25 protein-coding genes are annotated in these 23380 nt (G+C 70.3%); 13 read left to right on the top strand and 12 right to left on the bottom strand.

Annotation, left to right across the window (positions count from 1 at the left end; genetic code table 11):
- The first annotated feature begins 8 nt into the window (after positions 1–8).
- Positions 9–572, top strand: coding sequence for a hypothetical protein (locus FPT20_RS16850; protein ID WP_158867419.1), 564 nt, complete (start codon positions 9–11; stop codon positions 570–572).
- Here FPT20_RS16850 and FPT20_RS16855 read toward each other — a convergent pair.
- Positions 553–1119, bottom strand: a complete 567-nt coding sequence (locus FPT20_RS16855; RefSeq protein WP_158867421.1) for a dihydrofolate reductase family protein — start codon at positions 1117–1119, stop codon at positions 553–555. The genes FPT20_RS16850 and FPT20_RS16855 overlap by 20 nt on opposite strands.
- Before the next feature lie 290 nt (positions 1120–1409).
- On the opposite strand from FPT20_RS16855, the gene FPT20_RS16860 reads away from it, so the two are divergent.
- Positions 1410–1628 (top strand): hypothetical protein, encoded by a 219-nt coding sequence (locus FPT20_RS16860; protein ID WP_158867423.1) that lies wholly within the window; start codon positions 1410–1412, stop codon positions 1626–1628.
- 25 nt (positions 1629–1653) lie between these two features.
- On the opposite strand, the gene FPT20_RS16865 is transcribed toward FPT20_RS16860, so the two are convergent.
- The 3 genes from FPT20_RS16865 to FPT20_RS16875 all read right to left on the bottom strand — a co-directional run bounded on the left by FPT20_RS16865 (position 1654) and on the right by FPT20_RS16875 (position 3294).
- Complete coding sequence (locus FPT20_RS16865; protein WP_158867425.1) at positions 1654–2103, bottom strand: MarR family winged helix-turn-helix transcriptional regulator; 450 nt, start codon at positions 2101–2103, stop codon at positions 1654–1656.
- A 24-nt stretch (positions 2104–2127) separates the two neighbouring features.
- Complete coding sequence (locus FPT20_RS16870; protein ID WP_158867427.1) at positions 2128–2373, bottom strand: DUF6458 family protein; 246 nt, start codon at positions 2371–2373, stop codon at positions 2128–2130.
- A gap of 108 nt (positions 2374–2481) precedes the next feature.
- Positions 2482–3294, bottom strand: coding sequence for a shikimate 5-dehydrogenase (locus FPT20_RS16875; protein WP_158867429.1), 813 nt, complete (start codon positions 3292–3294; stop codon positions 2482–2484).
- 99 nt (positions 3295–3393) lie between these two features.
- Here FPT20_RS16875 and FPT20_RS16880 point away from each other — a divergent pair, with 99 nt between their 5' ends.
- From FPT20_RS16880 to FPT20_RS16895, 4 genes are all read left to right on the top strand, one after another.
- Positions 3394–4584 (top strand): ROK family transcriptional regulator, encoded by a 1191-nt coding sequence (locus FPT20_RS16880; protein ID WP_158867431.1) that lies wholly within the window; start codon positions 3394–3396, stop codon positions 4582–4584.
- Positions 4585–4781: 197 nt separating this feature from the next.
- Positions 4782–6329, top strand: a complete 1548-nt coding sequence (mmsA, locus tag FPT20_RS16885) for a multiple monosaccharide ABC transporter ATP-binding protein (RefSeq protein ID WP_158867433.1) — start codon at positions 4782–4784, stop codon at positions 6327–6329.
- Positions 6329–7678 (top strand): multiple monosaccharide ABC transporter permease, encoded by a 1350-nt coding sequence (mmsB, locus tag FPT20_RS16890; protein WP_158867435.1) that lies wholly within the window; start codon positions 6329–6331, stop codon positions 7676–7678. The genes mmsA and mmsB overlap by 1 nt, the downstream gene beginning before the upstream one ends.
- Before the next feature lie 49 nt (positions 7679–7727).
- Entirely contained in the window at positions 7728–8822 is a 1095-nt protein-coding gene (locus tag FPT20_RS16895; protein WP_158867437.1) for a substrate-binding domain-containing protein, read from the top strand.
- 177 nt (positions 8823–8999) lie between these two features.
- Here the strand turns inward: FPT20_RS16895 and FPT20_RS16900 are convergent, their stop codons facing one another.
- Entirely contained in the window at positions 9000–9653 is a 654-nt protein-coding gene (locus FPT20_RS16900) for a GntR family transcriptional regulator (RefSeq protein WP_158867439.1), read from the bottom strand.
- A gap of 102 nt (positions 9654–9755) precedes the next feature.
- Here FPT20_RS16900 and FPT20_RS16905 point away from each other — a divergent pair, with 102 nt between their 5' ends.
- Positions 9756–10424 (top strand): GntR family transcriptional regulator, encoded by a 669-nt coding sequence (locus FPT20_RS16905; RefSeq protein ID WP_199245886.1) that lies wholly within the window; start codon positions 9756–9758, stop codon positions 10422–10424.
- On the opposite strand, the gene FPT20_RS16910 is transcribed toward FPT20_RS16905, so the two are convergent.
- From FPT20_RS16910 to FPT20_RS16930, 5 genes are all read right to left on the bottom strand, one after another.
- Entirely contained in the window at positions 10393–10851 is a 459-nt protein-coding gene (locus FPT20_RS16910) for a hypothetical protein (protein ID WP_158867443.1), read from the bottom strand. The two genes, FPT20_RS16905 and FPT20_RS16910, sit on opposite strands and share 32 nt — an antisense overlap.
- Before the next feature lie 32 nt (positions 10852–10883).
- The gene (locus FPT20_RS16915; protein WP_158867445.1) at positions 10884–11189 is read right to left on the bottom strand and encodes an AzlD domain-containing protein; all 306 of its coding nucleotides are present in this window, start codon (positions 11187–11189) and stop codon (positions 10884–10886) included.
- Positions 11186–11926, bottom strand: coding sequence for an AzlC family ABC transporter permease (locus tag FPT20_RS16920; protein WP_158867447.1), 741 nt, complete (start codon positions 11924–11926; stop codon positions 11186–11188). The genes FPT20_RS16915 and FPT20_RS16920 overlap by 4 nt, the downstream gene beginning before the upstream one ends.
- 285 nt (positions 11927–12211) lie before the next feature.
- Positions 12212–14047 carry a glycoside hydrolase family 2 protein gene (locus FPT20_RS16925; protein ID WP_158867449.1) on the bottom strand — a complete coding sequence of 612 codons (1836 nt, stop codon included), beginning with the start codon at positions 14045–14047 and terminating at the stop codon, positions 12212–12214.
- Positions 14048–14083: 36 nt separating this feature from the next.
- Positions 14084–15094 carry a LacI family DNA-binding transcriptional regulator gene (locus tag FPT20_RS16930; protein ID WP_158867451.1) on the bottom strand — a complete coding sequence of 337 codons (1011 nt, stop codon included), beginning with the start codon at positions 15092–15094 and terminating at the stop codon, positions 14084–14086.
- Between the two features lie 188 nt (positions 15095–15282).
- On the opposite strand from FPT20_RS16930, the gene FPT20_RS16935 reads away from it, so the two are divergent.
- From FPT20_RS16935 to FPT20_RS16955, 5 genes are read left to right on the top strand one after another with little or no spacing between them, the layout of a single operon-like run.
- Positions 15283–16596 carry an ABC transporter substrate-binding protein gene (locus FPT20_RS16935; RefSeq protein ID WP_158867453.1) on the top strand — a complete coding sequence of 438 codons (1314 nt, stop codon included), beginning with the start codon at positions 15283–15285 and terminating at the stop codon, positions 16594–16596.
- A complete protein-coding gene (locus FPT20_RS16940; RefSeq protein WP_158867455.1) occupies positions 16586–17557 on the top strand; it encodes a carbohydrate ABC transporter permease in 972 nt (323 codons plus the stop codon). The genes FPT20_RS16935 and FPT20_RS16940 overlap by 11 nt, the downstream gene beginning before the upstream one ends.
- The gene (locus FPT20_RS16945) at positions 17554–18453 is read left to right on the top strand and encodes a carbohydrate ABC transporter permease (RefSeq protein WP_158867457.1); all 900 of its coding nucleotides are present in this window, start codon (positions 17554–17556) and stop codon (positions 18451–18453) included. Before FPT20_RS16940 ends, FPT20_RS16945 begins: the two co-directional genes overlap by 4 nt.
- Positions 18450–19451 carry a glycoside hydrolase family 43 protein gene (locus FPT20_RS16950; RefSeq protein ID WP_158867459.1) on the top strand — a complete coding sequence of 334 codons (1002 nt, stop codon included), beginning with the start codon at positions 18450–18452 and terminating at the stop codon, positions 19449–19451. Before FPT20_RS16945 ends, FPT20_RS16950 begins: the two co-directional genes overlap by 4 nt.
- Positions 19448–20362, top strand: a complete 915-nt coding sequence (locus FPT20_RS16955; protein ID WP_158867461.1) for a glycoside hydrolase family 43 protein — start codon at positions 19448–19450, stop codon at positions 20360–20362. The genes FPT20_RS16950 and FPT20_RS16955 overlap by 4 nt, the downstream gene beginning before the upstream one ends.
- Positions 20363–20377: 15 nt before the next feature.
- Here the strand turns inward: FPT20_RS16955 and FPT20_RS16960 are convergent, their stop codons facing one another.
- On the bottom strand, positions 20378–20920 hold the full coding sequence (locus FPT20_RS16960; protein WP_158867463.1) for a TetR/AcrR family transcriptional regulator: 543 nt from the start codon (positions 20918–20920) through the stop codon (positions 20378–20380).
- Between the two features lie 91 nt (positions 20921–21011).
- Here FPT20_RS16960 and FPT20_RS16965 point away from each other — a divergent pair, with 91 nt between their 5' ends.
- Entirely contained in the window at positions 21012–22337 is a 1326-nt protein-coding gene (locus tag FPT20_RS16965) for an MFS transporter (protein ID WP_158867465.1), read from the top strand.
- Here FPT20_RS16965 and FPT20_RS16970 read toward each other — a convergent pair.
- Positions 22321–23340 carry an NADPH:quinone reductase gene (locus tag FPT20_RS16970; RefSeq protein ID WP_158867467.1) on the bottom strand — a complete coding sequence of 340 codons (1020 nt, stop codon included), beginning with the start codon at positions 23338–23340 and terminating at the stop codon, positions 22321–22323. The genes FPT20_RS16965 and FPT20_RS16970 overlap by 17 nt on opposite strands.
- Positions 23341–23380 lie beyond the last annotated feature (40 nt).

Consider the following 23380-nt stretch of genomic DNA (forward strand, 5'->3'; position numbering starts at 1 on the left):
ATCGTGCCGTGTCCGAGCGCATCCCGGTCCTCAGCGACGCGCTGTTCGAGGTCTTCGGCACCGCGAGCTGGGTCCTCCTGCCCGCGGGGCCTGCCCGCGGGATCGCGTCCGAGCTGGAGGCCGAGATCCTCGACGAGCAGTTCTCCTGGTGCGAGAACCCGCACTTGGGGGAGGCGTCCGGCGCCCTCGTCCTGACGGCGCCGATGAACGGGTGGATGCTCCTCCTCGGCGCCAGCGAGACCATCGGAGGCACGGCCGCCCTGCTCAGTGAGCAGCGGGATGTCTTCCGGGCGATGATCGACGTGCGGCTGCCCGCGATGAGCTGGGCGCACCTCCAGAACGGCATGCCGACGCGCACCGTGTCGGTCGAGCTGGGCGACGACGGCGCCCTGGTGACGCGCACGGCCGGGGACCCGCTCCCGTTCGAGGAGACCGAGCTGGCGGTGCCGACCTCGTCCGGCGGCTGGGAGTCCTTCTTCTATCCGGTCGCCATCGTGATGGAGCACGGCATCTCGCTCGATGCCCTCGAGGAGGCGCTCGACCGGCCGAGCGTCACCCTGCGGATCGAGTGACCGCGTAGCGGAGATAGACGGCGCCGCCGGCGAACCGGCGCTCGTCGAGCAGGGCGAGCCGCAGCATCCGTCCGAGGGGCAGCGCCGGGGTGCCGCCGCCGACCGAGACCGGAACGAGGTAGAGCTCGACTTCGTCGACGATGTCGGCAGTGAACGCGGCTGCTGCGATGGTGGGTCCGCCGATCGACACGTCCTGATCCGACGCGTCGACGAGCGCTCGGACCTCGACCGGGTCGAAGACGGGCTCGACCCGCGTCTGAGGCGTGCGCGCCTCCGTCATGGTCGACGAGAAGACAACTTTGTCGGCGGCCTTCCACATCTGCGCGTAGTCGGCGATCACGGGCGGATCGTCAGCGGCGGGCATGTCCTGCCAGACGTGCATCGTGTCGTACATGCGCCTGCCATACAGGTAGGTGCCGACGGCGCGCGACCGGTCGTTCACGAAGGCGTGCAGCTCCTCGTCGGGCATGGCCCAGTCGAACGCGCCCGCAGTGTCGGCGGTGTACCCGTCCAGCGAGGCGATCGCGGAGAAGACGAGTCGTGGCATCAGGAGCCTCCCGTCCGCACTCTAGGCGCGTCGGCCGACCCGGGGGAAGAGCGCGTGGCGCGCTGCAGCCCCGAAGACACGGCCGCGGCCGGCCTGTCGCCAAAGGAGGAACGATCGACGCAAACCTCGCGTCCGCACCTCCGCTCCCCGTCGACTCATGGCGCGTCGGGCAAACCCTCCTCCCCTACCGCCGCGCGACGTTCCACTCCGTCAGCTGGCAGTGAACGCCTCGCACGCGTGAACCGGGGGCGCGTACATTATTCGTTAGTGCACTAACGAATCGAGGAGACATGTCCAGCCGTTTCGCGAACTGGTACTCCCGCTGGAACGAGAAGCTGATCCGAGTGGCGGGGCCGGCGCAGCTCGGCGCGGGTCATCCGGAAGGCCCGGACCGCCGCTCCCCGTCGGCACCGTGCCCGATGTGCGGGCGGCCGATGACGGAGCACACCGTGTTGCGTCCGGGCGGCCAGCGCGACGCGACCCGGCTGGTGTGTCCGGCCGCCGCCTGAACCGGGCCGACCAGCGAGGCGGCCCTCAGCGAACCGGCTCGTCGGCGCGCACGGCCGCCGCGATGATCGCCTGGAGGCTCTCCCGCAGGTTCTCCAACTGACTCACCGGCAGGCCCAGTCGAGCGACGATCCGCGACGGGATCGCCTCCGCCTCCGCGCGCAACGTCCGGCCCGACTCGGTGAGTCGCACCTCCAGGGCCCGCTCGTCGGCCGCACTGCGGCGGCGTTCGACGTAGCCGGTGGCCTCGAGCCGCTTGAGCAGCGGTGAGAGGGTCGCCGGCTCCAGCTGGAGGGTCTCGCTCAGATCTTTCACGCTGCGCGGCTCGCGCTCCCACAGGGCGAGCATCACGAGGTACTGCGGGTGGGTGAGCGACAGCGGCTCGAGCACCGGCCGGTAGAGCGCGATGACGCTGCGGGCGGCCACGGCGAGCCCGAAGCAGACCTGGTTCTCCAGGGCGAGCAGGTCGTCGGTCACGGGGACAGTCTAGGCGGCAGGGGCTCAGTACTCGTCGGTGCGGCGCTCCTCGATGCGATCCCCCGAAGCCGGGTCGATCACGTTCCGCCGGGTGACCCGCCGCGAGCGCGTGCGGAGCGCGAAGATCAGCGAGATCACGAACACGACGAGGCCGGCGCCCATCAGGATGTAGCCGGTGATCTTGAGGTCGATCCAGCTCACCTCGACGTTGAGCGCGAAAGCCAGGATCAGCCCGACCACGAAGATGAAGATCCCGCTGCCGATTCCCATGGCGACCGCTCCTCTGCTGTCGCGGCCAACGGTACTCCTCGGCGGTAAGGGTGCGAAAGCGAGAGCCGTCCCGCCCCGGGGCGGGAGGCCGTCACCCCCGAGCGGCGCTCACTGCCGGGAGAAGGCGGAAGCGCGCGCCACCTGTTCAGGCGTCAGAGCCACGCCCGTGTAGCGCTCGAACTGCCGGGCGGCCTGCAGGGCGATGACCTCGGCGCCCGTGATCAGCGCCTTGCCGGACGCGCGCGCCGCAACGATGAGCGGCGTCTCGGAGGGGAACGCGACGACGTCGAAGACGGTGGCCGCCCGGCGGATGTGCTCCTCCCCGAAGGCCAGGGCGCCCTCGTCGGCCCCCTGCATCCCGAGCGGGGTCACGTTGACGATCACGTCGTGGTCGGGCTCGGGGTCGGTCGCCACCCACCGGTACCCGTACTTCTCGGCGAGGGAGGCCCCCGCCTCCGCGTTGCGCGCCAGCACGGTCACCTCGTCGAACCCGGCGCCGCGGAAGGCTGCCACGACCGCCTTCGCCATGCCGCCCGACCCGCGGACCAGGACGCTCGAGGCGGGGTCGACCTCGTGCTCGGCGAGCAGCTGCGCGACCGCCTCGTAGTCGGTGTTGGACGCCGTCAGGAAGCCGTCCTCGTTGACCACGGTGTTGACCGACTCGATCGCGACGGCCGACGCCTCCAGATTGTCGACCAACGGGATGATCGCCTCCTTGAAGGGCATGGAGACGGAGCAGCCGCGGATGCCGAGGGCCCGGATGCCGCGGACCGCCCCCTCCAGATCGTCGGTCGTGAACGCCTTGTAGACGAAGTTGAGTCCGAGTTCGTCGTAGAGGAAGTTGTGGAACCGGGTGCCGATGTTGCTCGGCCGGCCGGCGAGCGAGATGCAGACCTGCATGTCCTTGTTGAGGATGGGCATGCACCCCATCCTCCCAGTCCGCGGAGGCCGACCGGAACTCACAGGGCACTGTTACGTTCACAGCTTGACTACAACTCGACGATCCATCACTCTTATCGCATGACCGCCACTCCGGGGCCCCACCCCCGTGGCGCACGCAATCCCGGGTCGCAGGGCGCGCTCAGGCACCTGAACCAGGAGCGGCTCGTCGAGTTCCTCCTCGCGAACGGCCCGTCGACCCAGGCAGAGCTCGCGCGCGGGACCGGCCTGTCCACCGCAACGGTGTCCAACATCGTGCGCGACATGGCCGGCAAGGGCGTGGTCTCGACCTCCCCGGTCACCTCGTCGGGGAGGCGCGCCCTGCTCGTCCAGCTCGCGGACACCGGGGACGTCGCGGTCGGCATCGACTTCGGCCGGAGGCACGTGCGGATCGTGCTGGCGACCCTGGGCTACGAGGTCACCGCCGAGCGCCAGTTGGCCCTCGAGCCCGGCTACGACGTGATGACCGCCGTCCGGGAGACCGCCGGCCTGCTCGACGCCATGCTCGCCGAGGGCGGCCACGACCGCGAGTCCGTGCTCTCGGTCGGCGTCGGCATCCCCGGGCCGATCGACCGCCGCACCGGCACGGTCCTCCAGGGGGCGATCCTCCCGGAGTGGGTCGGGATCACCCGGCGCGAGCTGGAGCAGGCCTTCCGCTTCCCGGTGGTCGTCGGCAACGACGCCAATCTCGGGGCTCTCGGCGAGGTGACCTGGGGCGCGAACCGTGGGGTGCGGAACCTCATCTTCGTCAAGATCGGGACCGGCATCGGCGCCGGGCTGATCCTGAACGGCCAGCCGTATTACGGCTATCTCGGAATCACCGGCGAGCTCGGCCACACGCCCGTCGCCGAGCACGGCGTCATCTGCCGGTGCGGGAACCGCGGGTGCCTCGAGACCGTCGCGTCGACCAGCGTGATGATCGAGCTGCTCGGGAGGGGCTCCTCCAGTCCGGTCACGACCGCCGACGTCCTCCGCCGCGGGCTCGAGCGCGACCCCGCGGTGATCCGCGTCGTCAGCGATGCGGGGACGGCGATCGGCCGGGCGATCGGCAACGTCGCGAACGTCATCAACCCCGAACTCGTCCTCGTGGGCGGACCGCTGGTGGGGCTCGGCGACACGCTGCTGGATCCGATCCGTCTCGGGATCCAGCACAACGCCATCCCGGTCATCGCGGGCACGACCCGGGTCAGCGTGTCGTCGCTCGGCGACCGCGCCGAGTCGCTCGGGGCTGCCGCGCTCGTCATCCAGGGAGCCCTCGCGGGCGAGGACTGAACGATCCGTCCCTCCCCGGGGCGCGCGTCGGGTGGCCGGCAGACCGCTGGGCCACGCGACTCTGGGGCCCCGTCGCGCCTGAAGAGACCGACAGCACGACCGTTATCGATCCGTTGTCTTCACTATTTGACGACAAGGCCAGACATAGCGTTTACTACTTAGGCACATCAAGTCCGAGCCCGAGCCTAGGAGCGACGATGCCGTCGAAAGCAGTCATCCTCGAGATGCGCGCGATCACCAAGGAGTTCCCCGGGGTGAAAGCGCTGGAGGACGTCTCCCTCACCGTGCACGCCGACGAGATCCACGCGATCTGCGGCGAGAACGGAGCGGGCAAGTCCACGCTCATGAAGGTGCTCTCGGGTGTCTACCCGTTCGGCACCTACAGCGGTGACATCGTCTACCAGGGCGAGATCATGCGCTTCAAGGACATCCGTTCGAGCGAGGCGCAGGGCATCGTCATCATCCACCAGGAGCTGGCGCTCATCCCCGAGCTCTCGATCACCGAGAACATCTTCCTCGGCAACGAGCCCGGCCGCGGCGGCGTCATCAACTGGGGAGAGGCGAAGAGGCGGGCCGTCGAGCTCCTCGCCCGCGTCGGCCTCAGCGACGACCCGGACACCCAGATCAAGAACATCGGCGTCGGCAAGCAGCAGCTGGTCGAGATCGCCAAGGCGCTCAACAAGGAGGTGAAGCTCCTCATCCTCGACGAGCCCACCGCCGCGCTCAACGAGGCCGAGTCGGCGCACCTCCTCGACCTCATCGTCGGACTCAAGCACAAGGGCGTCAGCTCGATCATCATCAGCCACAAGCTCAACGAGATCGAGAAGGTCGCCGACCGGATCACGATCATCCGCGACGGCCGCACGATCGAGACGCTGGACGTCCAGGCCGACGGCGTCGACGAGGACCGCATCATCCGCGGGATGGTCGGGCGCACGCTCGAGAGCCGCTTCCCGGAGCGCACCCCGAACATCGGCGAGCCGTTCTTCGAGGTCCGCAACTGGGTCGTCCAGCACCCGCAGATCCCCGAGCGCCTCGTCGTCAAGGACTCCTCGTTCTACGTCCGCCGCGGCGAGATCGTCGGGTTCGCCGGCCTCATGGGCGCCGGCCGCACCGAGCTCGCCATGAGCGTCTTCGGCCGCTCCTACGGCACGTGGGTCTCCGGCGAGATCTACAAGGACGGCGCCGAGATCCAGGTCCGGAACGTCTCCGAGGCGATCGACAACGGCCTCGCCTACGTGAGCGAGGACCGCAAGGTCCTCGGGCTCAACCTGCTCGACGACATCAAGCAGTCCATCGTCGCGGCGAAGCTCAAGAAGATCGCGAAGCGCGGCGTCGTCGACGACCGCCAGGAGTACGCGGTCGCCGAGCAGTACCGCAAGAGCCTCCGCATCAAGACCCCCGACGTGGACCGCGGCGTCGCGACCCTGTCCGGCGGCAACCAGCAGAAGGTCGTGCTGGCGAAGTGGATGTTCACCGACCCCGACGTGCTGATCCTCGACGAGCCCACCCGCGGCATCGACGTCGGCGCGAAGTACGAGATCTACGCGATCATCCAGCAGCTGGCCGCCCAGGGGAAGGGCGTCATCGTCATCTCCTCCGAGCTGCCCGAGCTCCTCGGCATCTCGGACCGCATCTACACGATCTTCGAGGGCCAGATCACCGACGAGCTCCCCATCGCGGAGGCGACCCCCGAGACCCTCCTCAAAAGCATGACCTCGGCGAAGAAGAAGGCGACCCGATAATGACCACTCAGATCGAAGAGAAGAAGAAGTCCGGCGGCCTCCGCGACCTCGGCAAGATGTTCGGCGGCGGCCAGTCCACCGGGCGCCAGTTCGGCATCCTCGGCGCGCTCGTCATCATCGTGCTCCTGTTCGAGGCGCTCACGGGCGGCAAGACGCTTGAGTCGGTGAACCTCATCAACCTGGTGAACCAGAACGCCTACGTGCTGGTCCTCGCCATCGGCATGGTGATGGTCATCATCGCGGGGCACATCGATCTGTCGGTCGGCTCCGTCGCGGCGGTCGTCGGCATCATCGTCGCGAAGGCGATGACCGAGTGGCACGTCCCGTGGCCGTTCGCGATCGTGCTCGGGCTCGTCATCGGCGCCCTCATCGGCGCCTGGCAGGGCTGGTGGGTCGCCTACGTCGGTGTCCCCGCCTTCATCGTGACCCTCGCCGGCATGCTCATCTTCCGCGGCCTCAACCAGCTCATCGGCAGCGCGAACACCATCCCCGTGCCGGACGGCTTCACCTTCATCGGCGGCGGCTTCCTGCCCGAGTGGGGCCCGGACACCGGGTTCAACAACTCCACCCTCCTCCTCGGCCTCGTCATCGCGGTCGTGATCGTGCTCCTCGAGGTGCGCACCCGTCGCAACCAGACCCGCATGGGCTCCGAGAAGGCGCCCCTCTGGGTCAGCGTCTTCAAGGTCGTCATCCTCGACGCCGTCGTGCTCTACGCCACGTTCGTCTTCGCGAGCGGCCGGGTCGGCACCTCCTTCCCGGTCTCGGGCATCATCCTCGGCGTCCTCGTGATCCTCTACTCGTTCATCACGCGGAACACCATCATCGGCCGCCACATCTACGCCGTGGGCGGCAACTGGCACGCGGCCGAGCTGTCGGGCGTGAAGATCAAGCGCATCAACTTCTTCGTGATGATGAACATGTCGGTGCTCGCCGCCCTGGCCGGCATGATCTCGGTCGCGCGCTCCGTCTCCTCCGGTCCGCAGGACGGCCTCGGCTGGGAGCTCGACGCCATCGCGGCCGTCTTCATCGGCGGCGCCGCCGTCTCGGGCGGCATCGGCACGGTCGCCGGCTCCATCGTCGGTGGCCTCGTCATCGCCGTCCTGAACAACGGCCTCCAGCTGCTCGGCGTCACGAGCGACAAGGTCCAGATCATCAAGGGCCTCGTGCTCCTCATCGCGGTCGGCATCGACGTGTACTCGAAGCGCCGCGGCGGCCCCTCCCTCATCGGCCGGATGTTCAGCGGCAAGCGCCGCGAGGCGGAGGCCGCTGCGGCCTCCGAGCCGGCCGCGCCGCAAGTCTCGCCCACCGCCGACCCGGCGGAGGAGAGCTCGCGCGCCCTCACCTCCTGACTCTTCCCTCTCGCACCTGCACCAACCAACACACAGAAAAGAGAACGCAATGCGCAAGATCGCACTCGCGACAGTGGCTGTCGCAGCTGCCGCCGCGCTGGCCCTGTCGGGCTGCTCCAGCCGTGACGGCTCCGGCTCCGGCTCGTCGGCCTCCGGCTTCGACAAGGGCGCCACGATCGGCGTCGCCCTCCCGACCAAGACGTCGGAGAACTGGGTGCTCGCCGGTGGGCTCTTCACCGACGGCCTCAAGGCGGCCGGCTTCAAGGGCGACGTGCAGTACGCCGGCGCCTCCGGTGCCGTCGCCGACCAGCAGTCGCAGATCCAGTCGATGATCACCAACGGCGCCAAGGTCGTCATCATCGGCGCCGTCGACGGTGGCCAGCTCGCCGCCCAGGCGAAGGCCGCGCACGACGCCGGTGCCACCGTCATCGCGTACGACCGCCTCATCCTCAACACGAAGGACGTCGACTACTACGTCGCGTACGACAACGAGAAGGTCGGCGAGCTGCAGGGCCAGGCCCTCCTCGACGGCATGGCGAAGAAGTACCCGGGCAAGAAGAACTTCACCATCGAGCTCTTCTCCGGCTCGCCGGACGACGCCAACTCGGCGGTCTTCTTCAACGGCGCCATGAAGGTGCTCGGCCCGAAGATCAAGGACGGCACGCTCAAGGTCGTCTCGGGTCAGACCGACATCAAGCAGACGGCCACCCAGGGCTGGCTGCCGGCGAACGCGCAGACCCGCATGGACAACCTGCTCGCCGCCAACTACGGCTCGACCGAGCTCGACGGCGTCCTGTCGCCGAACGACACCCTCGCCCGCGCCATCATCACCTCGGTGAAGGGCGCCGGCAAGCCGGTCCCGGTCGTCACCGGCCAGGACTCGGAGGCCGAGTCGGTCAAGTCGATCATGGCTGGCGAGCAGTACTCGACCATCAACAAGGACACCCGCAACCTCGTGAAGCAGGCGATCCAGATGGTCAAGGACCTCCAGCAGGGCAAGAAGCCGGCCACCAACGACACAACGTCGTACAACAACGGCGTCAAGGTCGTCCCGGCGTACCTGCTCAAGCCGGTCATCGTCACCAAGGAGAACGCGGCCGAGGCCTACGCCAACGACCCGACCCTGGAGCCGCTGACCAAGTAGCACCCGTGCGCTGAGGCGCGCAGAACACAAAGGGGCCGGAGCGAGATTCGCTCCGGCCCCTTTGTCCGATCCGTTCCCCCGTGGATCGGTCCCCCTGGCCGAGATGACTCCCAGGCTAGGGTTCGCGAGGGCGTCGGGGCATCCGGGCTGGCACGGATCTTCGGTCCGTGACACCCGTCAGGATTCCGGGCGCAGCACGGTCGTCAGGCGGGCGATGTACGCCTCGATCAGTCGCGCCGCCCGGTCGCCGTCCCGCTGACGGTTGGCGTCGAGGAGGCTCGACGTGAACTCTCCGAGCGCGGCGGCGTCGAGTCGGCCCCGCAGCTTCCGGCCGAGACGGCGCGCCTGGGGGAGCACGCTGGCCAGGGCGCGCAGCCGGGCGCGGTTGCCCTCGATGCTCGCGTAACTCGTCACGAGGTGCTCGAGCACCGTCACGAACCTCCGGTTGTCGTGCTGGGCCGCGACCTCACGGAGCGAGTCCGCGATCTCTCGCACGAGGAGCTCGTCGTCGGCCTCCCACCTCGACAGGCCGCGCTGTGCCGCACCCGCCCAGAGGTCGCCGGCGACCTGCAGCGCGTCGATCACCCCGTCGAGATCCCACGGGGCCACCCGCGTGTACCGGTTGCGCTCCATCTCGATGAGGCCCTGCTCGGCGAGCCGGTCGAGGGCGTGCCGGATGGGCGTGCGCGAGATGCCGAGCCAGGCGATCAGGTCGGGGTCGCGGAGGCGCTCGCCGGGCTCGAGCGTTCCGTCCATGATGGCCGCCTCGATGCGCGCGTAGGCCTCCTCGGAGAGGCTCACGCGGGTGACGTGATCGGTGGGCATGGGCATGCGAAGGACCTCCGGGTATCAGTCTGCTAGAATGCTCAATATATCAGACGGAAGATGAGTGTGTTTCATGCCGTCCGACGATCGCACGGAGGGGAGTTCACTGTGATCATCGACGACCTGCCGGCGCTTTCGCCCGCCAATCCGCTGCTCGCCGCCGAGCGGCGGCTGCTCCGGAACGACGTCTACGAGGTGCTGCTGCAGCACATCATCACCGGCGAGCTCGCTCCGGGCACCCGCCTGAAAGACGCCGATCTGACCGAGTGGCTTCGGGTCTCGCGGACCCCGGTGCGGGAGGCCCTCAGCCGCCTCTCCTCGGTCGGGCTCGTCAAGACGTCGCCCAACCGGTTCACGCTCGTCGCGCCGCTCGACGAACGCGAGGTCGCCGACGCGGTCGCCGTGCTGCGACGGCTCTACCCCGCGGCCCTCCGCGACTTCGCCGACGTCGCCGATCCCGACGCCGAGCTCGAGCTCGCGCTCCTGGCCGGACGGCTCGAGCGGGAGGACGGGCTCTCGCCGGTCGCGCACCTCCAGCGGCTTATGGTCGTGGTGCTTGGCTCCCAGCGCAACACGGTCCTCGCGGAGGCGATCGAGACCGTCCACCTGCGGGTCATGCGCTACCTCAACATCGTGCCCGACGTCCGCGCGGTCCTCGACCGCGGCCGGCTGTTCGACCTGACCCAGGCCCTGTGTGCGCGCGACCCCGAGGCGCCGCGCCTCCTCATCGCCCTGCTCGACGACCTCAGCGCCGCTCTGGACGCGCGGGCGTCGTGACCCTCCGGCGCGAGGCGTCGCGCCGGTTCGGGGTGCCGGCATCCGTCGAGCGTGCGCCGGCCTCAGCCCCCGCCTCCCGGCTCAGGGCTGCACGGTAGAACCGCACGAGCTCGGCCGCCGGAGGGCGGCGCGCAGCCATCGTCGCCGCGTCCGACCGGCGGGAGGCCATGTGGTGCCGCCACGATTCGGCAGCACAGCGGTGGTCCCACGCGACCGCGGCTGCCGCCTCCAGGGTCCGGCACCAGCCGATGAGCTCGCGGCCCTCGGACTGCGGAGCCCACGTCACGACCCGGAACCACACGTCGGGACGGTTCGGATCGCCGAACGCGAAGCGACGGACGACGGCGTACGGTGCGCCCCCGGACCCCTGGCGCAGCACCCATTCCGTCGGCTGGGCGTTCGCCACGGGATGCCAGGGTGCGGTCACGGCGTCACGGTACGAGAAGCCGCCGACACCCGTCAGGTGAGCAGGCGGATGAGGGCGGCCACGGCCGCGGCCGCCGGAACGACCACGATGAACGGCACCCGCAGGGCGTACAGGCCCGCAGCGATCGCCACAGCGGGCACGCGCGCGTCGAGCTGGAGGGACTGACCGGCGCCGAGCGTCTGGACGCAGATGAGCGCCGCCAGGAGGGCCGCCGTCAGCAGGTCGCTGACCCGCGCCACCGTCGGGTGGTCGAGCGTCTTGGGAGGGACGAGCCAGCCGGCCGCCTTCAGGCCGAGCACCGCGATCGAGCCGAGCAGGATGATGTGCCACGTGGTCACGGCTCGACCTCGCGCTCCATCGGGATCGCCTCCGGCCGGGGCGGGTCGTCGCGCCGGCCGAACAGGTTGAGCACCCCGACGACGATGGCGACGACGGCCGCGGCGAGCACGGGCAGCCCCGGCATCAGGAAGGGGGTGAGCAGTGTCGCGACGAACCCGGCCGCGACGGCGACGGCCTGGGTCTGCCGGGCGCGGAGGCGGGGCCACAGCAGGCCGAGGAAGGCGGCCGCCGCCGCGGCGTCCAGCCCGTACGCCTTCACATCGCCGATCAGGTCGCCGAGGAGGGCCCCGGCCAGCGTCATCAGGTTCCAGCCGAGGTAGACGACGAGCCCGGTCACCCAGAAGCCGATCCGCTGCGCTCGCGGCTGCGCCTGCGCGGTCGCGACCGCTGTCGACTCGTCGATGGTGAGCTGGACAGCCGCCGAGCGCCTCCAGAAGCCCGGCCCGATGATCCGCGACAGGCGGAGCGCGTAGAACGAGTTGCGGATTCCCAGGAGCGCTGCGCTCGCGATGGCGGTCCCTCCCGCTGAGGCGCCTCCCGAGGCGAGCACGCCGATCAGCGCGAACTGCGATCCGCCCGAGAACATGACGAGGCTGAGCACGCACGTCTGCCAGACGTCGAGTCCCGAGGCGGTCGAGAGCGCGCCGAACGAGATCCCGTAGAGGGCCGTCGCGATTCCGACGGCCCAGCCCGAGCGGGCTGCGGCGCGCTCCTCCGGGGTCCTCTCCTGGCGCATCCCCTCGACCCTAGCGCGGGGTGGGAGGGACGCGATTCCGGGGGAGGGACGGCTGTTCGCCGCGGTGGCGGTCCGCTGCTGTTCGCCGGAGTCGGTCGCCGCGGTCGCTGTCCGCGCGGTTCGCGGCAGTCGTGAAGGGAGGAGATTCGTGCGCGATGCGGGCCAGTGAAGGCGAACGGAGGGGACGGGTCGGCGAGTCCCGCCGATCATCCTCCCGAGGCTGCAAGCGAAGGCGGCGGGGTCGACGGAGCGCCCGTCCTGACGCAGCGAGCGACCAGCCCCCGCTCAGTAACCGCGGATCGCCCGGCGGATTCGCTCGGCGGGCACCTTCGGGCGCCTGTCCTCGAAGACCAGGCCGTTCGTCTCCTGCCCGGTGTCGGCGAGCTGCGTGTAGCAGAAGCCGGCGAGGGCGGGGGAGGAGCGCACCGCCTCCAGGAGCGCATCGAGCCGGTCGGCGAACTCCTCCGCGCTGGAGGCGCTCGAGTAGCCCCACGCCTCGTCGTCGGCGCGCTCGAGGTACGAGATCCCGCCGAACTCGGTCAGCATGATGGGCACGTCGAGCCGCTGCGAGCCGTCGACGACGAGCCGGCGCCCCGGGTAGGTGAAGGGAGCGTCCAGGACCGCGCGCCGGTCGCGGTAGCGCTCGCGGATCGCCTCCGGGTCGGCGTCGTAGTCGTGGATGCTGAGGATGTCGGACTCGACGTGCTCCCAGCCGTCGTTGGAGATCACCGGCCGGGTCGGGTCGAGCGATTTCGTGAGGTGCACGAGCGACTTCGCGTACGAGACCATCCGCGGGTCGTGGGCGATGTGCTGCACGCCCCAGCTCTCGTTGAGGGGGACCCAGGCGACGATGGAGGGGTGCGACCGGTCGCGGTCGACCACCGCGGTCCACTCGGCCACGGTCCGCTCGACGGCGTCCGCGTCGAAGGCGTAGGCGGCGGGCGCCTCGGCCCAGACCAGGAGGCCGAGCCGGTCGGCCCAGAACAGGAACCTCGGGTCCTCGTACTTCTGGTGGAGCCGCGTCGCGTTGAACCCGAGCTCGAGGATCAGCTCCGCCTCGCGCCGCAGCGCCTCCGCGCTCGGCGCGGCCGAATGGGACTCGGGCCAGTAGCCCTGGTTGAGGACGGACCTCAGATACCGGGGCCGGTCGTTGAGGAGGAACCGCCCGCCGTCCACCGCGACCGAGCGCAGCCCGAGGTAGGAACCGACGACGTCGGGCGCGGACCCGGGCGCCTCCAGGACGACCACCGCGTCGACCAGGGTGGGTCGCTCGGGAGACCACAGCAGCTCCTCGTAGGCCTGGCCGTTTTGCTGCCGGGCGAGGGGGAGGAGGACCTCGGCCCGCGTCCCGCTCACGGCGGACTCGACCGAGGCGAGCTCCTCGTCGCCGACCGAGAGCTCGATCCGGACGCGGCAGCCCTCGGGCAGGCGCCGGGAGAACCGCAGTTCGGCCGTCACCACGCCCGTGTGGATGTCGGCGGACCAGTGCAGGCCGGTGATGTGGCGGGGCGCGACGCCTTCGAGCCAGACCGGCTGCCAGATGCCGGTCGTGCGGTGGTACCAGATCGAGTGGGGCGAGCGGCGCCAGTCCTGCTTTCCGCGGGGCTGGGAGACGTCGAAGGGGTCGTCCTCGGCGCGGACGACGATCTCCGCGCCTCCCTCACCGGTGAGCTCGGTGATGTCGAGCGTGAAGGGGGTGCTGCCCCCCTCGTGGCTGCCGGCGAGACGACCATCGACCCAGACGTGGCAGCGGTGGTCGACGGCGCCGAAGTGCAGGAGCACGCGCTCGCCCTGGGGCAGCTCGGCGCGGGCGACAGCCCGGCGGTACCAGACGACCGGGTGGAAGCCGGTGTCGCCGATGCCCGAAGCGGGGGACTCGAACGGGAACGGCACCGTGATCGCTCGGACCGCCGATCGGGCGGCGCCGTCGTGCGCCGCGCTCGGGGCGCCTGCCCACGCCTCCGGGCTCTCCCAGTGCTGGGCACGGCCGAGGTCGTCATCGTCGAAGCGGAAGTCCCATTCGCCGGCGAGCTCGGTCCAGGAGGCGCGGATCAGCTGGGGGCGGGGGTGCGCGCCGTCCTGCGCGCCGGCGAGGAGGGACGGGTGTTCGTCGCGGAGCATCGCTCCAGCATGACGGATTCCTCCAGCGCTGTAAAGTCACTCCACCGCGGGCGCGCTCTCCCGGGTCACCAGGCTGAACGGGACGAGTTCGTGCCTTCCCATGCCGTCGTAGCCGTCGATGCGCTCGAACAGCATGTCGAGTGCGCGCGAGGCGAGGGCGCGCATGTCGGGCGCGATCGAGGTCAGCGACGGATAGGTCACCTCGGTCATGGGCGTGTTGTCCCAGCCGGTGATCACGACATCGTCGGGCACGCGGAAGCCGCGCTCCTCGAGGGCGCGCAGCGCACCGATCGCAGCGAGGTCGTCGCGGCACACCAGGCCGTCGAAGCGGAGCCCCGCGTCCAGGGCGGCGCCCACCGCCCGCGCCCCGTTGGCCGCAGTGACCGCGAGGCTCGGGATCAGCAGGTGCGGGTCGGGGATGATCCCCGCCTCCTCGAGGGCCTGCTGGTAGCCGGCGATCCGCAGGGTGGAGGTGCGGGTCGTCCCGGTCTCCTCGTGCCCGGCGAAGGCGATTCGTCTCCGCCCGTGGGCCAGGACGTGACGCGTCGCCACGCGGGCAGCCTCCACGTTGTCGACCATGACGCTGTCGAGCGTCAACGGTGCGGCGTTCTCGCCGAGCACGACGATCGGGATGTCCGTCCGGCTCTGCGCGAGCTCGGTGGAGTTCATCACGCTCGGCTGGATCACCATGCCGTCGACGAGGCCGGACTCGCTCGCCGAGACGACGGCGCGCTCTCCCTCGAGCGTGCCCTCCGTCTGCTCCAGCAGCACGCGATAGCCGCGCCGCTCGGCCTCGTTCGCCACGACCTGCGCCAGCTCGGCGAAGTACGGGATGCGGACGTCGGCGAAGGCCAGGGCCAGGAGCCCGGTGCGGCCGGTGGCGAGACGCCTGCCCATGATGTTCGGGCGGTAGCCGAGCTCGTCGATGGCGCGCTGGACCCGTTCCCGCATCTTCGGGCTGACATGCGGGTAGTCGCGGACGACGTTCGAGACGGTCTTCATCGAGACGCCGGCGTAGTCTGCGACATCCTGCAATCGGACAGCCATGAGCCCCTCCTTCCGATGGCCGGGCCCGCCGGCTCGCCGGCTCGGGTGCGGCCGGGCGAGCGACAGTTTACCTCCGCAGGAAAAACCTACGACGGTTGACACCCAATATTCAGCGCTGTAAATTCGTGCAGACGTGCTGGCACCGCCGGCGCGTCCCCCCAGCAGCACACTCAAGGGAGAGAGATCACATGAAGAAGCGATTCGCCGCACGTGCGATCGCAGCCGCGGTGACCGTGGGCCTCGGCCTCGCGCTCACGGCCTGCGGCAGCAGCGCCGGCTCAGCAGGAGCAGAGGTCTCCTCGGGCGACTACAAGGGACCGAACGTCACGATCAGCTTCTGGAACGGCTGGACCGGCGGGGCGGCACCGGTCCTCGTGCCGAAGCTCATCGACAAGTTCAACTCCGAGCACAAGAACATCGTCGTGAAGGACGTCCCGATGCAGTGGGCCGACATCGCGCAGAAGATGCCCCTCGCCGTCAAGGCGGGCAAGGGACCGGATGTCGCGGTCGGGCACGGCGACGACATCGCGACGTACGCCGCCCAGGGGCTCGTGCTCAAGGCGGACGACATCGTCAAGGCGCTCGGCTACAAGGCGAGCGACTTCCCCGCGGGCCTCCTCGACGCGGGCAAGTACAACGGAGGCCAGTACGCGGTGCCCTGGAGCGTCACGCCGCTCGGGCTCTACGTCAACAACGACGTTCTGAAGGCCGCGGGTGTCGACCCGGCGAGCATCCCCGCCGACAAGGCCTCGTACACCGCCGCCCTCGACAAGCTGAAGGCCGCCGGCGTGCAGGGCGAGTGGGTGGACGGCTTCGTGTTCACCGGCACCTTCGAGTTCCAGTCCCTCCTCTGGCAGTACGGCGGAGACCTCTTCAACAAGGACGTCTCCGAGGCGACCTTCAACTCGGACGCCGGCGTCAAGGCGCTCACCTGGATGACCGACCTGATCAAGAACGGCTACAGCCCGAAGGACGTCGCCCAGGACGGCAACATCAACGCCCTGATCGCGGGCAAGACGGCGTTCAACTGGAACGGCGTCTGGCAGACGACGAACACCGCATTCGACAAGCTGAACTGGACCGCCGTCGCGGTGCCGCAGATCGGCGACCAGAAGGCGGTGTGGTCGAGCTCGACCCACTGGATGTTCATGAACAACAAGGGCCAGGACAAGAACAAGACCGCCGCGGCCGCCACGTTCGTCAAGTGGATGAACGATCACTCCGCCGACTGGCCGCAGACCGGCGAGCTCCCCGCGAAGAACTCGGTCCGCGAGGACCCGAAGCTGGTGCAGACGTACCCGCGCCTGAAGCCGTTCCTCGACGAGCTGCAGTACGCGCACTACGAGACGACCGCGCCCGGCATCACCACCGTCGAGGCGACCATCACCACGGCCGTCAACGAGGCGGTCACCGGCAAGAAGAGCCCCAAGCAGGCTCTCGACGACGCCGTGCAGAAGGCCAACACCCTGCTGAAGCAGAACAAGCAGAAGTATGGCCACTGACATCGCCCCCCTCGTGGCGCCCCGGGACACCGGGGCGCCACGCCCGCGACGCTCCGGGACCCCCGGCGTCCGCCGGCGCAGCGGTACGGCGTACCTCTTCCTCGCGCCGTTCCTCGTGCTGTTCGTCGTCTTCGTTCTCGCGCCCGCCGTCTTCGGCCTGTGGATCAGCCTGACGAACTGGAGCCCGTTCCGCGGCACGCAGGACTTCATCGGCCTGCAGAACTACATCGATCTGTTCACACCTGGTTCCGCGACGTCGGGGGACTTCTGGCAGTCGATGCTCGCGACCGGAATCTTCACGGTCGCCAGCGTCCCGTTCCTCCTGGTCGTCCCCCTCCTCGTCGCGGTGCTGCTCAACCAGCGGATCCGCGCCGGCTCGTTCTTCCGCGGCGTGTTCTTCGCGCCGTACGTGCTCGGCGTCGCGGTCATCGGCGTGATCTGGAAGTACCTCCTCGACACCCAGTCCGGGATCGTGAACCACATCCTGGGTATGATCGGGCTGCCCGACAACCTCCCCTGGACGGTCGACGTGCCGTGGGCCTGGGTGACGCTCGTGGGCGTCACCGTCTGGTGGACCATGGGCTTCAACACCGTCATCATCCTCGCCGGGCTCAAGGGCATCAGCGCCGACCTGTACGAGGCGGCCGCCCTCGACGGCGCCGGAGCCTGGCGGCAGTTCGTGAGCGTGACCCTCCCCGGGCTGCGTCAGGTGATGACCTTCGTGGTGACCATCACCATCCTCGCGAGCGCGAACATGTTCGGGCAGTCCTTCATCATCACGAAGGGCGCCCCGGGCAACCAGACGCGCACGGCGATCATGTACATCGCCGACCAGGGGCTGTCGCAGAACAACATGGCCGCGGCCTCCGCGATGAGCTACGTGCTCTTCGTCTTCCTCGCCATCATCAGCATCGTGAACTTCCGGCTCCAGCGGGAGCGCGCAGAGAAGAGCGCCTCATGACCACCGTCGACGCACGTCCCGACACCGACACGGCCCGGCGGACGCGCCTCCCGTCGCGCCGCCGCCCGACGCCGCAGGCGGCCCTGCGGAGGAGCGTGCTCTATGCGGCGCTCATCGTGCTCGCCCTGATCGTGATCCTGCCGCTGCTGTGGATCCTCATGACGTCGTTCAAGACCGACGGCGACGCGATCCGCAACCCGTACTCGGCCCTCCCGAACCCGTTCTCGGCGGACGCCTACACGACCCTGTCGAGCGGCCAGCAGCCCGTGTTCCGGTGGTTCCTGAACAGTCTCCTCGCCGCGACGCTGCAGACGGTGATCATCCTCGTCACCGCGTCGATGGCCGCGTACGCCCTGGCCCGGCTCGAGTTCCGCGGCAAGAAGATCGTCTTCGGGCTCATCGTCGCGACGCTGCTGGTGCCGCCCGTCATCTTCCTCATCCCGAACTACCTGATCGTGCAGAACCTCGGCTGGCTCGACACCATCTGGGCGATCACCATCCCGGGTGCGGCCAGCGCGTTCGGCGTGTTCTTCCTGCGGCAGTTCTTCATCGGGCTGCCCGCCGAGATCGAGGAGGCCGCGCGGATCGACGGAGCGGGAGACTTCCGCATCTTCCTCCAGATCGTCATCCCGCTGGCGCGCCCGGCTCTGGCGACGCTGGCCGTGCTCAGCTTCCTCGCGAACTGGAACGACTTCCTCTGGCCCGTCTACGTGCTCCTCAGCCCGGAGAACCTGACACTCCAGCCGGGCCTCTCCCAGCTCCAGGGCGCCTACTCGACGCACTTCGCCATCGTCATGGCGGGTGCGGTCATCGCCTCGGTCCCGGTGCTCATCCTGTTCTTCTTCGCGCAGAAGCAGATCGTCGAGAGCGTCGCGACGAGCGGCGTCAAGGGATGAGGCGCGGCCTGGCCGCGGCGATCGCCGTGGCGACGTCCGCCGCGCTCGCGCTGGCTCTGGGAGGCTGCTCGGGCGGCGCCGGGGCGGGATCCGCGGGCTCGCCGAGCGCCTCCCCGAGGCTCGCGCCGTTCGCGATCGACCAGGACTTCGCCGACCCCGGCGCGATCGTGGTCGGCGACACGGTCTACGCGTACGCGACGAACGCGCCGGGGAGGAACGTCCAGGTCGCCACCTCGACCGACCTCCGCAGCTGGACGGTGTCGGCGGTCGACGCGCTGCCGGAGCTTCCCGCCTGGGCCGTGCCCGGGAAGACCTGGGCGCCCGGCCCGGCGGCGCTGCCCGATGGGCGATACGCCCTCTACATCACGGCGACCGACGCCTCGAGCGGCAAACAGTGCATCGGCGCCGTGGTCGGCGAGAAGCCGTCCGGCCCCTTCGCCTCCGGCGCGACGGTGCCGCTGGTGTGCCCGACCGACCTCGGGGGCGCCATCGACGCGAGCTCGTTCGTCGACCGGGACGGCTCCCGCTACCTGATCTGGAAGAACGACGGCAACTGCTGCGGCCAGGACACCTGGCTCTGGGCGCAGCCGCTCAGCGCGGACGGCCTCTCGATCGCCGGGCCCGCGACGCAGCTCGTCAAGCAGACGCTCCCCTGGGAGGGGCACCTCGTCGAGGCGCCGGTGGTCGCGCGCCACGACGGCGGGTACGCCCTCCTGTACTCGGCCAACGACTACGGGACCGACCGGTACGCCGTCGGGGTGGCGACCGCGCCGGCGCTCACCGGGCCGTACACGAAGCAGAAGGAGCCGCTGCTCTCGACGAAGAGCTCGGGCGGCCGCTACCTCGGTCCCGGCGGCGAAGAGCTGATCACCGTCGGCGGCAAGGACTGGATGCTCTTCCACTCGTGGGACGAGTCGTACGCCTACCGCGGCCTCCATGCCGTGCCGGTGACCTGGCGCGCCGGCGTCCCGGTGCCCCGGATCGGGGCGGGACGATGACGGTCGGGGCCCGCGTCGACGGCATCGTCGGGCCGGTCTGGGAGGGGTACTTCGCCGACCCGTTCGTGCTGCGCCTGGCTGGAGGCGGCTACGTCGCGTACGGCACCGATCCGGAGGCCGGGGAGGAGCCCCGGGTCTTCGAAGCGCTCGAGTCGGACGATCTGCGGAGCTGGCGGCCGCGCGGCAGGGTGCTCGAGCGTCTCCCGGACGCTCTCGGCGACCAGTACTGGGCACCGGAGGTCGCTGAGCGCGACGGCGCCTACTGGATGTACTACTCGGTGGGCCGCGGGATCGAGGGCCACCATCTCCGCGTCGCCCGGTCCGGATCGCCGTTCGGCCCGTTCCGCGATGCCGGCGCGGTGCTCACGCCCGACGAGACGTTCGCGATCGACGCGCACCCGTTCCGCGACGACGACGGCCGCTGGTACCTCTTCTACGCCCGCGACGTGCTCGACCATCCGCGGCCCGGCACGCACCTGGCCGTCGCACCCCTCGGCGACGACATGCTCTCGCTGGCCAGCCCTCCCGTCGCCGTCCTCGCTCCGAGCGCGGACTGGCAGCTCTACGAGCGCGACCGCGAGATGTACGGCGCCCGCTACGACTGGCACACCCTCGAGGGTCCCGCGGTCGTGCGCCGCGACGGCTCGTACTGGCTCACCTACTCGGGAGGCGCCTGGACCGGTCCCGGCTACGCGGTCGGCCTGGCCCGGGCCGCCCGTCCGCTCGGGCCCTGGCACGAGGTGGAGGCGCCCCCGCTGCTGCGCTCCGGCTCGGGATTGAACGGCCCCGGCCACAACTCGCTCACGGTCGCGCCCGACGGGCACGACATGATCGCGTTCCATTCCTGGGACGGCCGCGCCGAGCGCCGGATGCTGCACCTCGGCCGCATCCGCTTCGGCGCGACGGTCTGAGCCGAGCCTCCGGCGTCAGTCGAACAGCCGGGCGACGACGGTCTCGGCCAGGGTGTCGTCGAGCGTCCAGGGCAGGAAGATCACCCGGTAGACGATCGGGGCGATGACGCCGTCGATGATGTCGTCGGCGTCGAGGCCGGCCTCCGCGTGCCGGGCGACGAACACCATCGCCTCCGCACGCCGGTCGCGGAGGCAGTCGGACTGGCGCTCGCCGGCCGCCGAGGCGCCGCCGCGGAGCAGCGCCGCGTTCACGGGGTTGCGGTAGTGGGTGACGAGCTCTCGCGCCCAGCCGGTGAGATCCGCTTGGAGCGTGCCGCTCTCGGGGAGCGGGCGATCGGGGTCGAGCCGGTAGGTCGCGATGTCGTTGATCAGTGTGGGGAGGTCGCCCCAGCGCCGGTAGATGCTCGTCGGGTTCACTCCGGCCCGCTCGGCGATCATCGGCACCGTGACGCGGTCCTGGCCCTTCTCCTCGACGAGCTCCTCGACCGCTGTCCGGACGCGGTGGATGACCGCCGCGCTGCGGCCTCCGGTGCGCCGGCTCGTGCTCGTCGATTCCATGGGAACAGCTTAAAGCAAAAGTTGTTGCGTTAAGCGAGTCGAACGCTCTATAGTGCCTCTAAAGCAACAATATTTGCTTTAAGGAGCCAGAATGACCAGTGCCGAGCCCACCTGCCCCACCGTCGCGATCGCTCCCGTGCAGCGCACCTTATCCCGCGGTGTCGTCTCACGGCCCCACAAGCTCAGCCGACTGCGGCTGCGCCCCGCCGCAGCGTTCGCGGGGACAGCCCTCGCCTTCGTCGCGGTCGCGCTCGCCGTCGGCGCGCCGAGCCCGCTCTTCGTCCTGTATCAGCAGGAGTGGGGCTTCCCGTCGTGGCTGCTCACCGTGGCGTTCGCCATCTACGCGGTGACGCTGCTCGTGACGCTCCTGATCGCCGGGTCGCTCTCCGACCACATCGGCCGGCGCCCCGTGCTCGCCGGAGCACTCGCTCTCCAGGTGGTCGCCATGCTGATGTTCCTGGCGGCGACGGACATCGGCTGGATCATCGCCGCCCGCTCGGTGCAGGGCGTGGCCACGGGCGCGGCGATGAGCACCTTCACCGCGTCGCTCGTCGAGCTCGCGCCGGAGCGCCGGAAGAAGCTCGGCGCGACCATCGGAAGCACGGCTCCGGTCGGCGGCCTCGCCCTGGGCGCGCTCTTCGCCGGGCTGTCCGTGCAGTTCACAGCCCAGCCCACGCTGATCGTGTTCGCCACCCTGGCGCTGCTGTTCGCTGCCGGGCTGCTCGTCGTCCTCGCCTCCCCGGAGACGGTCGCCCGGCGGGCCGGCGCGGTCCGGTCGCTCGTCCCACGACTGCGGATCCCGGTGGAGGCGCGCCGCGAGTTCGGCTCGGCTGTTCCGCTGTTCATCGCGACCTGGATGCTCGCGGGGCTCTTCATCGGTCTGTCGCCGTCCATCCTCCACGGCGTCTTCCGCCTCGACAGCGGCCTCCTCAACGGGGCGATCGTCGCGGCCCCGCCGGCGGTCGGGGCGGTCGCGGGTCTGCTGCTCACCCGCGCCCCCGCCCGGACCACGACGGTCTGGGGCATGGTGGCCGTGATCAGCGGGGTCGCCATCGCGGGCGCCGGGATCGCCGGTGCGCTCCTCCCGCTGCTCTTCATCGGCGCGGTCGTGGCCGGTGCCGGCTTCGGTGCGGGCTTCTCGGCCATGCTGCGGATCCTCGCGCCGCTCGCGCCCAACGATCAGCGCGCGGAGCTGTTCGCCGGGATCTTCCTCGTGAGCTACCTGGCCTACGGCGTCCCGGCCCTCGTCGCGGGTGAGCTGATCGCGGTGGTGGGGCTCCTGCCGACGGCCCTCGGATACACGGTGGCCATCGCCGTAGCATCGGCGGTCGCGCTGACCGTGCAGGCGCGACTCCTCGCCCGGACGCGCCGGACGACCGCGGCGTCCTGGGCGGGGAGCGTCACGCCACGTCGATGAGCACCTTGCCCACGATGCCGCCCTCGACGGCATCGTGGGCTGCCGCGGTCTCCGCAAGCGGGTAGCGCGTGATCGGGAGGCCGTGCTCGCGCCCCACGGGCAGCGCCCCGTCGGCGAGAGCGTGCGACACCGCGCGGACGGCCGCCGCCTTGGCTCTCTCGTCGACCGTGTAGGTCAGCAGGAACTGCCAGCGGATGTTCTTGGCCATGCTCGGCCGCACCGGGATGCTCACCTCGGTCTTGCCGGGGGAGTCGGCGTAGCTGGCGACGGTCGCGTTGGTGCCGACGACCTTGACGTCGAGCTCCGCGTTGGCGATGACGTTCACCTCGACGACGATGTCCACGCCGCGAGGAGCCAGCGCTCCGATGGCGCGCGCAGTGTCGGACTCCGTGTAATCGACGACGTGGTGCGCTCCCGCTGCGCGGGCCAGCTCGCCCTTCTCGGGGCTGCTGACCGTGGCGATCACGGTTGCGCCCGCCCAGACCGCGAGCTGGATCGCGGCGTGACCGACCGCTCCCGCGCCTCCCGCGACGAGCACCGTCCGGCCCTCGAGGGTGCCGGGCGCCAGCTGCTCCGGCGCGAACTCGTACGCCGTGAGCGCGCGGTGCGCGGTCAGCGCGGGGATGCCGAGCGAGGCGCCGGCGTCGAAGCCCACGTCGTCGGGCAGCGCGACCACGAGGCGCTCCGGCAGGACGACCAGCTCCTGCGCGGTGCCGTCGCGTCGCTGGTACGCGGCGTCCCACACCCACACGCGGTCGCCGGGACGGAAGGCCGTGACGCCGCCGCCGACCTCGTCGACGACGCCCGCGCCGTCCTGGTTCGGCACCTGCGGCCGCGGGAGCTCCGCATCGCCGCTTCCGCGTCGCGACTTCCAGTCGGTCGGGTTGACGCCGGACACGTGGATGCGGACGCGGACCTCGCCGGCTCCGGGGCGGGGCTCCTCCCGGTCGCCGAGGACGAGGACGTCGGAGTCGCCGGTGCGCGTGTAGGTGACAGCCTTCATGGGTCTCAGCAAACCACCTCCACCCGGGCCGTGCCAGCGC

The sequence above is a fragment of the Leifsonia sp. AG29 genome, from assembly GCF_009765225.1.
In the GTDB taxonomy this organism is placed as follows: domain Bacteria; phylum Actinomycetota; class Actinomycetes; order Actinomycetales; family Microbacteriaceae; genus Leifsonia.

What these genes read in the sequence shown, in the direction of transcription:
- FPT20_RS16860 (WP_158867423.1), top strand. Translation starts at nt 1,410, where the DNA reads ATGTCCAGCCGTTTCGCGAACTGGTACTCCCGCTGGAACGAGAAGCTG.
- FPT20_RS16920 (WP_158867447.1), bottom strand. Translation starts at nt 11,926, where the DNA reads ATGCGCCAGGAGAGGACCCCGGAGGAGCGCGCCGCAGCCCGCTCGGGC.
- FPT20_RS16930 (WP_158867451.1), bottom strand. Translation starts at nt 15,094, where the DNA reads ATGGCTGTCCGATTGCAGGATGTCGCAGACTACGCCGGCGTCTCGATG.
- FPT20_RS16895 (WP_158867437.1), top strand. Translation starts at nt 7,728, where the DNA reads ATGCGCAAGATCGCACTCGCGACAGTGGCTGTCGCAGCTGCCGCCGCG.
- FPT20_RS16965 (WP_158867465.1), top strand. Translation starts at nt 21,012, where the DNA reads ATGACCAGTGCCGAGCCCACCTGCCCCACCGTCGCGATCGCTCCCGTG.
- FPT20_RS16940 (WP_158867455.1), top strand. Translation starts at nt 16,586, where the DNA reads ATGGCCACTGACATCGCCCCCCTCGTGGCGCCCCGGGACACCGGGGCG.
- FPT20_RS16945 (WP_158867457.1), top strand. Translation starts at nt 17,554, where the DNA reads ATGACCACCGTCGACGCACGTCCCGACACCGACACGGCCCGGCGGACG.
- mmsA (WP_158867433.1), top strand. Translation starts at nt 4,782, where the DNA reads ATGCCGTCGAAAGCAGTCATCCTCGAGATGCGCGCGATCACCAAGGAG.
- mmsB (WP_158867435.1), top strand. Translation starts at nt 6,329, where the DNA reads ATGACCACTCAGATCGAAGAGAAGAAGAAGTCCGGCGGCCTCCGCGAC.
- FPT20_RS16955 (WP_158867461.1), top strand. Translation starts at nt 19,448, where the DNA reads ATGACGGTCGGGGCCCGCGTCGACGGCATCGTCGGGCCGGTCTGGGAG.
- FPT20_RS16960 (WP_158867463.1), bottom strand. Translation starts at nt 20,920, where the DNA reads ATGGAATCGACGAGCACGAGCCGGCGCACCGGAGGCCGCAGCGCGGCG.
- FPT20_RS16855 (WP_158867421.1), bottom strand. Translation starts at nt 1,119, where the DNA reads ATGCCACGACTCGTCTTCTCCGCGATCGCCTCGCTGGACGGGTACACC.
- FPT20_RS16875 (WP_158867429.1), bottom strand. Translation starts at nt 3,294, where the DNA reads ATGCCCATCCTCAACAAGGACATGCAGGTCTGCATCTCGCTCGCCGGC.
- FPT20_RS16870 (WP_158867427.1), bottom strand. Translation starts at nt 2,373, where the DNA reads ATGGGAATCGGCAGCGGGATCTTCATCTTCGTGGTCGGGCTGATCCTG.
- FPT20_RS16925 (WP_158867449.1), bottom strand. Translation starts at nt 14,047, where the DNA reads ATGCTCCGCGACGAACACCCGTCCCTCCTCGCCGGCGCGCAGGACGGC.
- FPT20_RS16970 (WP_158867467.1), bottom strand. Translation starts at nt 23,340, where the DNA reads ATGAAGGCTGTCACCTACACGCGCACCGGCGACTCCGACGTCCTCGTC.
- FPT20_RS16900 (WP_158867439.1), bottom strand. Translation starts at nt 9,653, where the DNA reads ATGCCCATGCCCACCGATCACGTCACCCGCGTGAGCCTCTCCGAGGAG.
- FPT20_RS16950 (WP_158867459.1), top strand. Translation starts at nt 18,450, where the DNA reads ATGAGGCGCGGCCTGGCCGCGGCGATCGCCGTGGCGACGTCCGCCGCG.
- FPT20_RS16935 (WP_158867453.1), top strand. Translation starts at nt 15,283, where the DNA reads ATGAAGAAGCGATTCGCCGCACGTGCGATCGCAGCCGCGGTGACCGTG.
- FPT20_RS16880 (WP_158867431.1), top strand. Translation starts at nt 3,394, where the DNA reads ATGACCGCCACTCCGGGGCCCCACCCCCGTGGCGCACGCAATCCCGGG.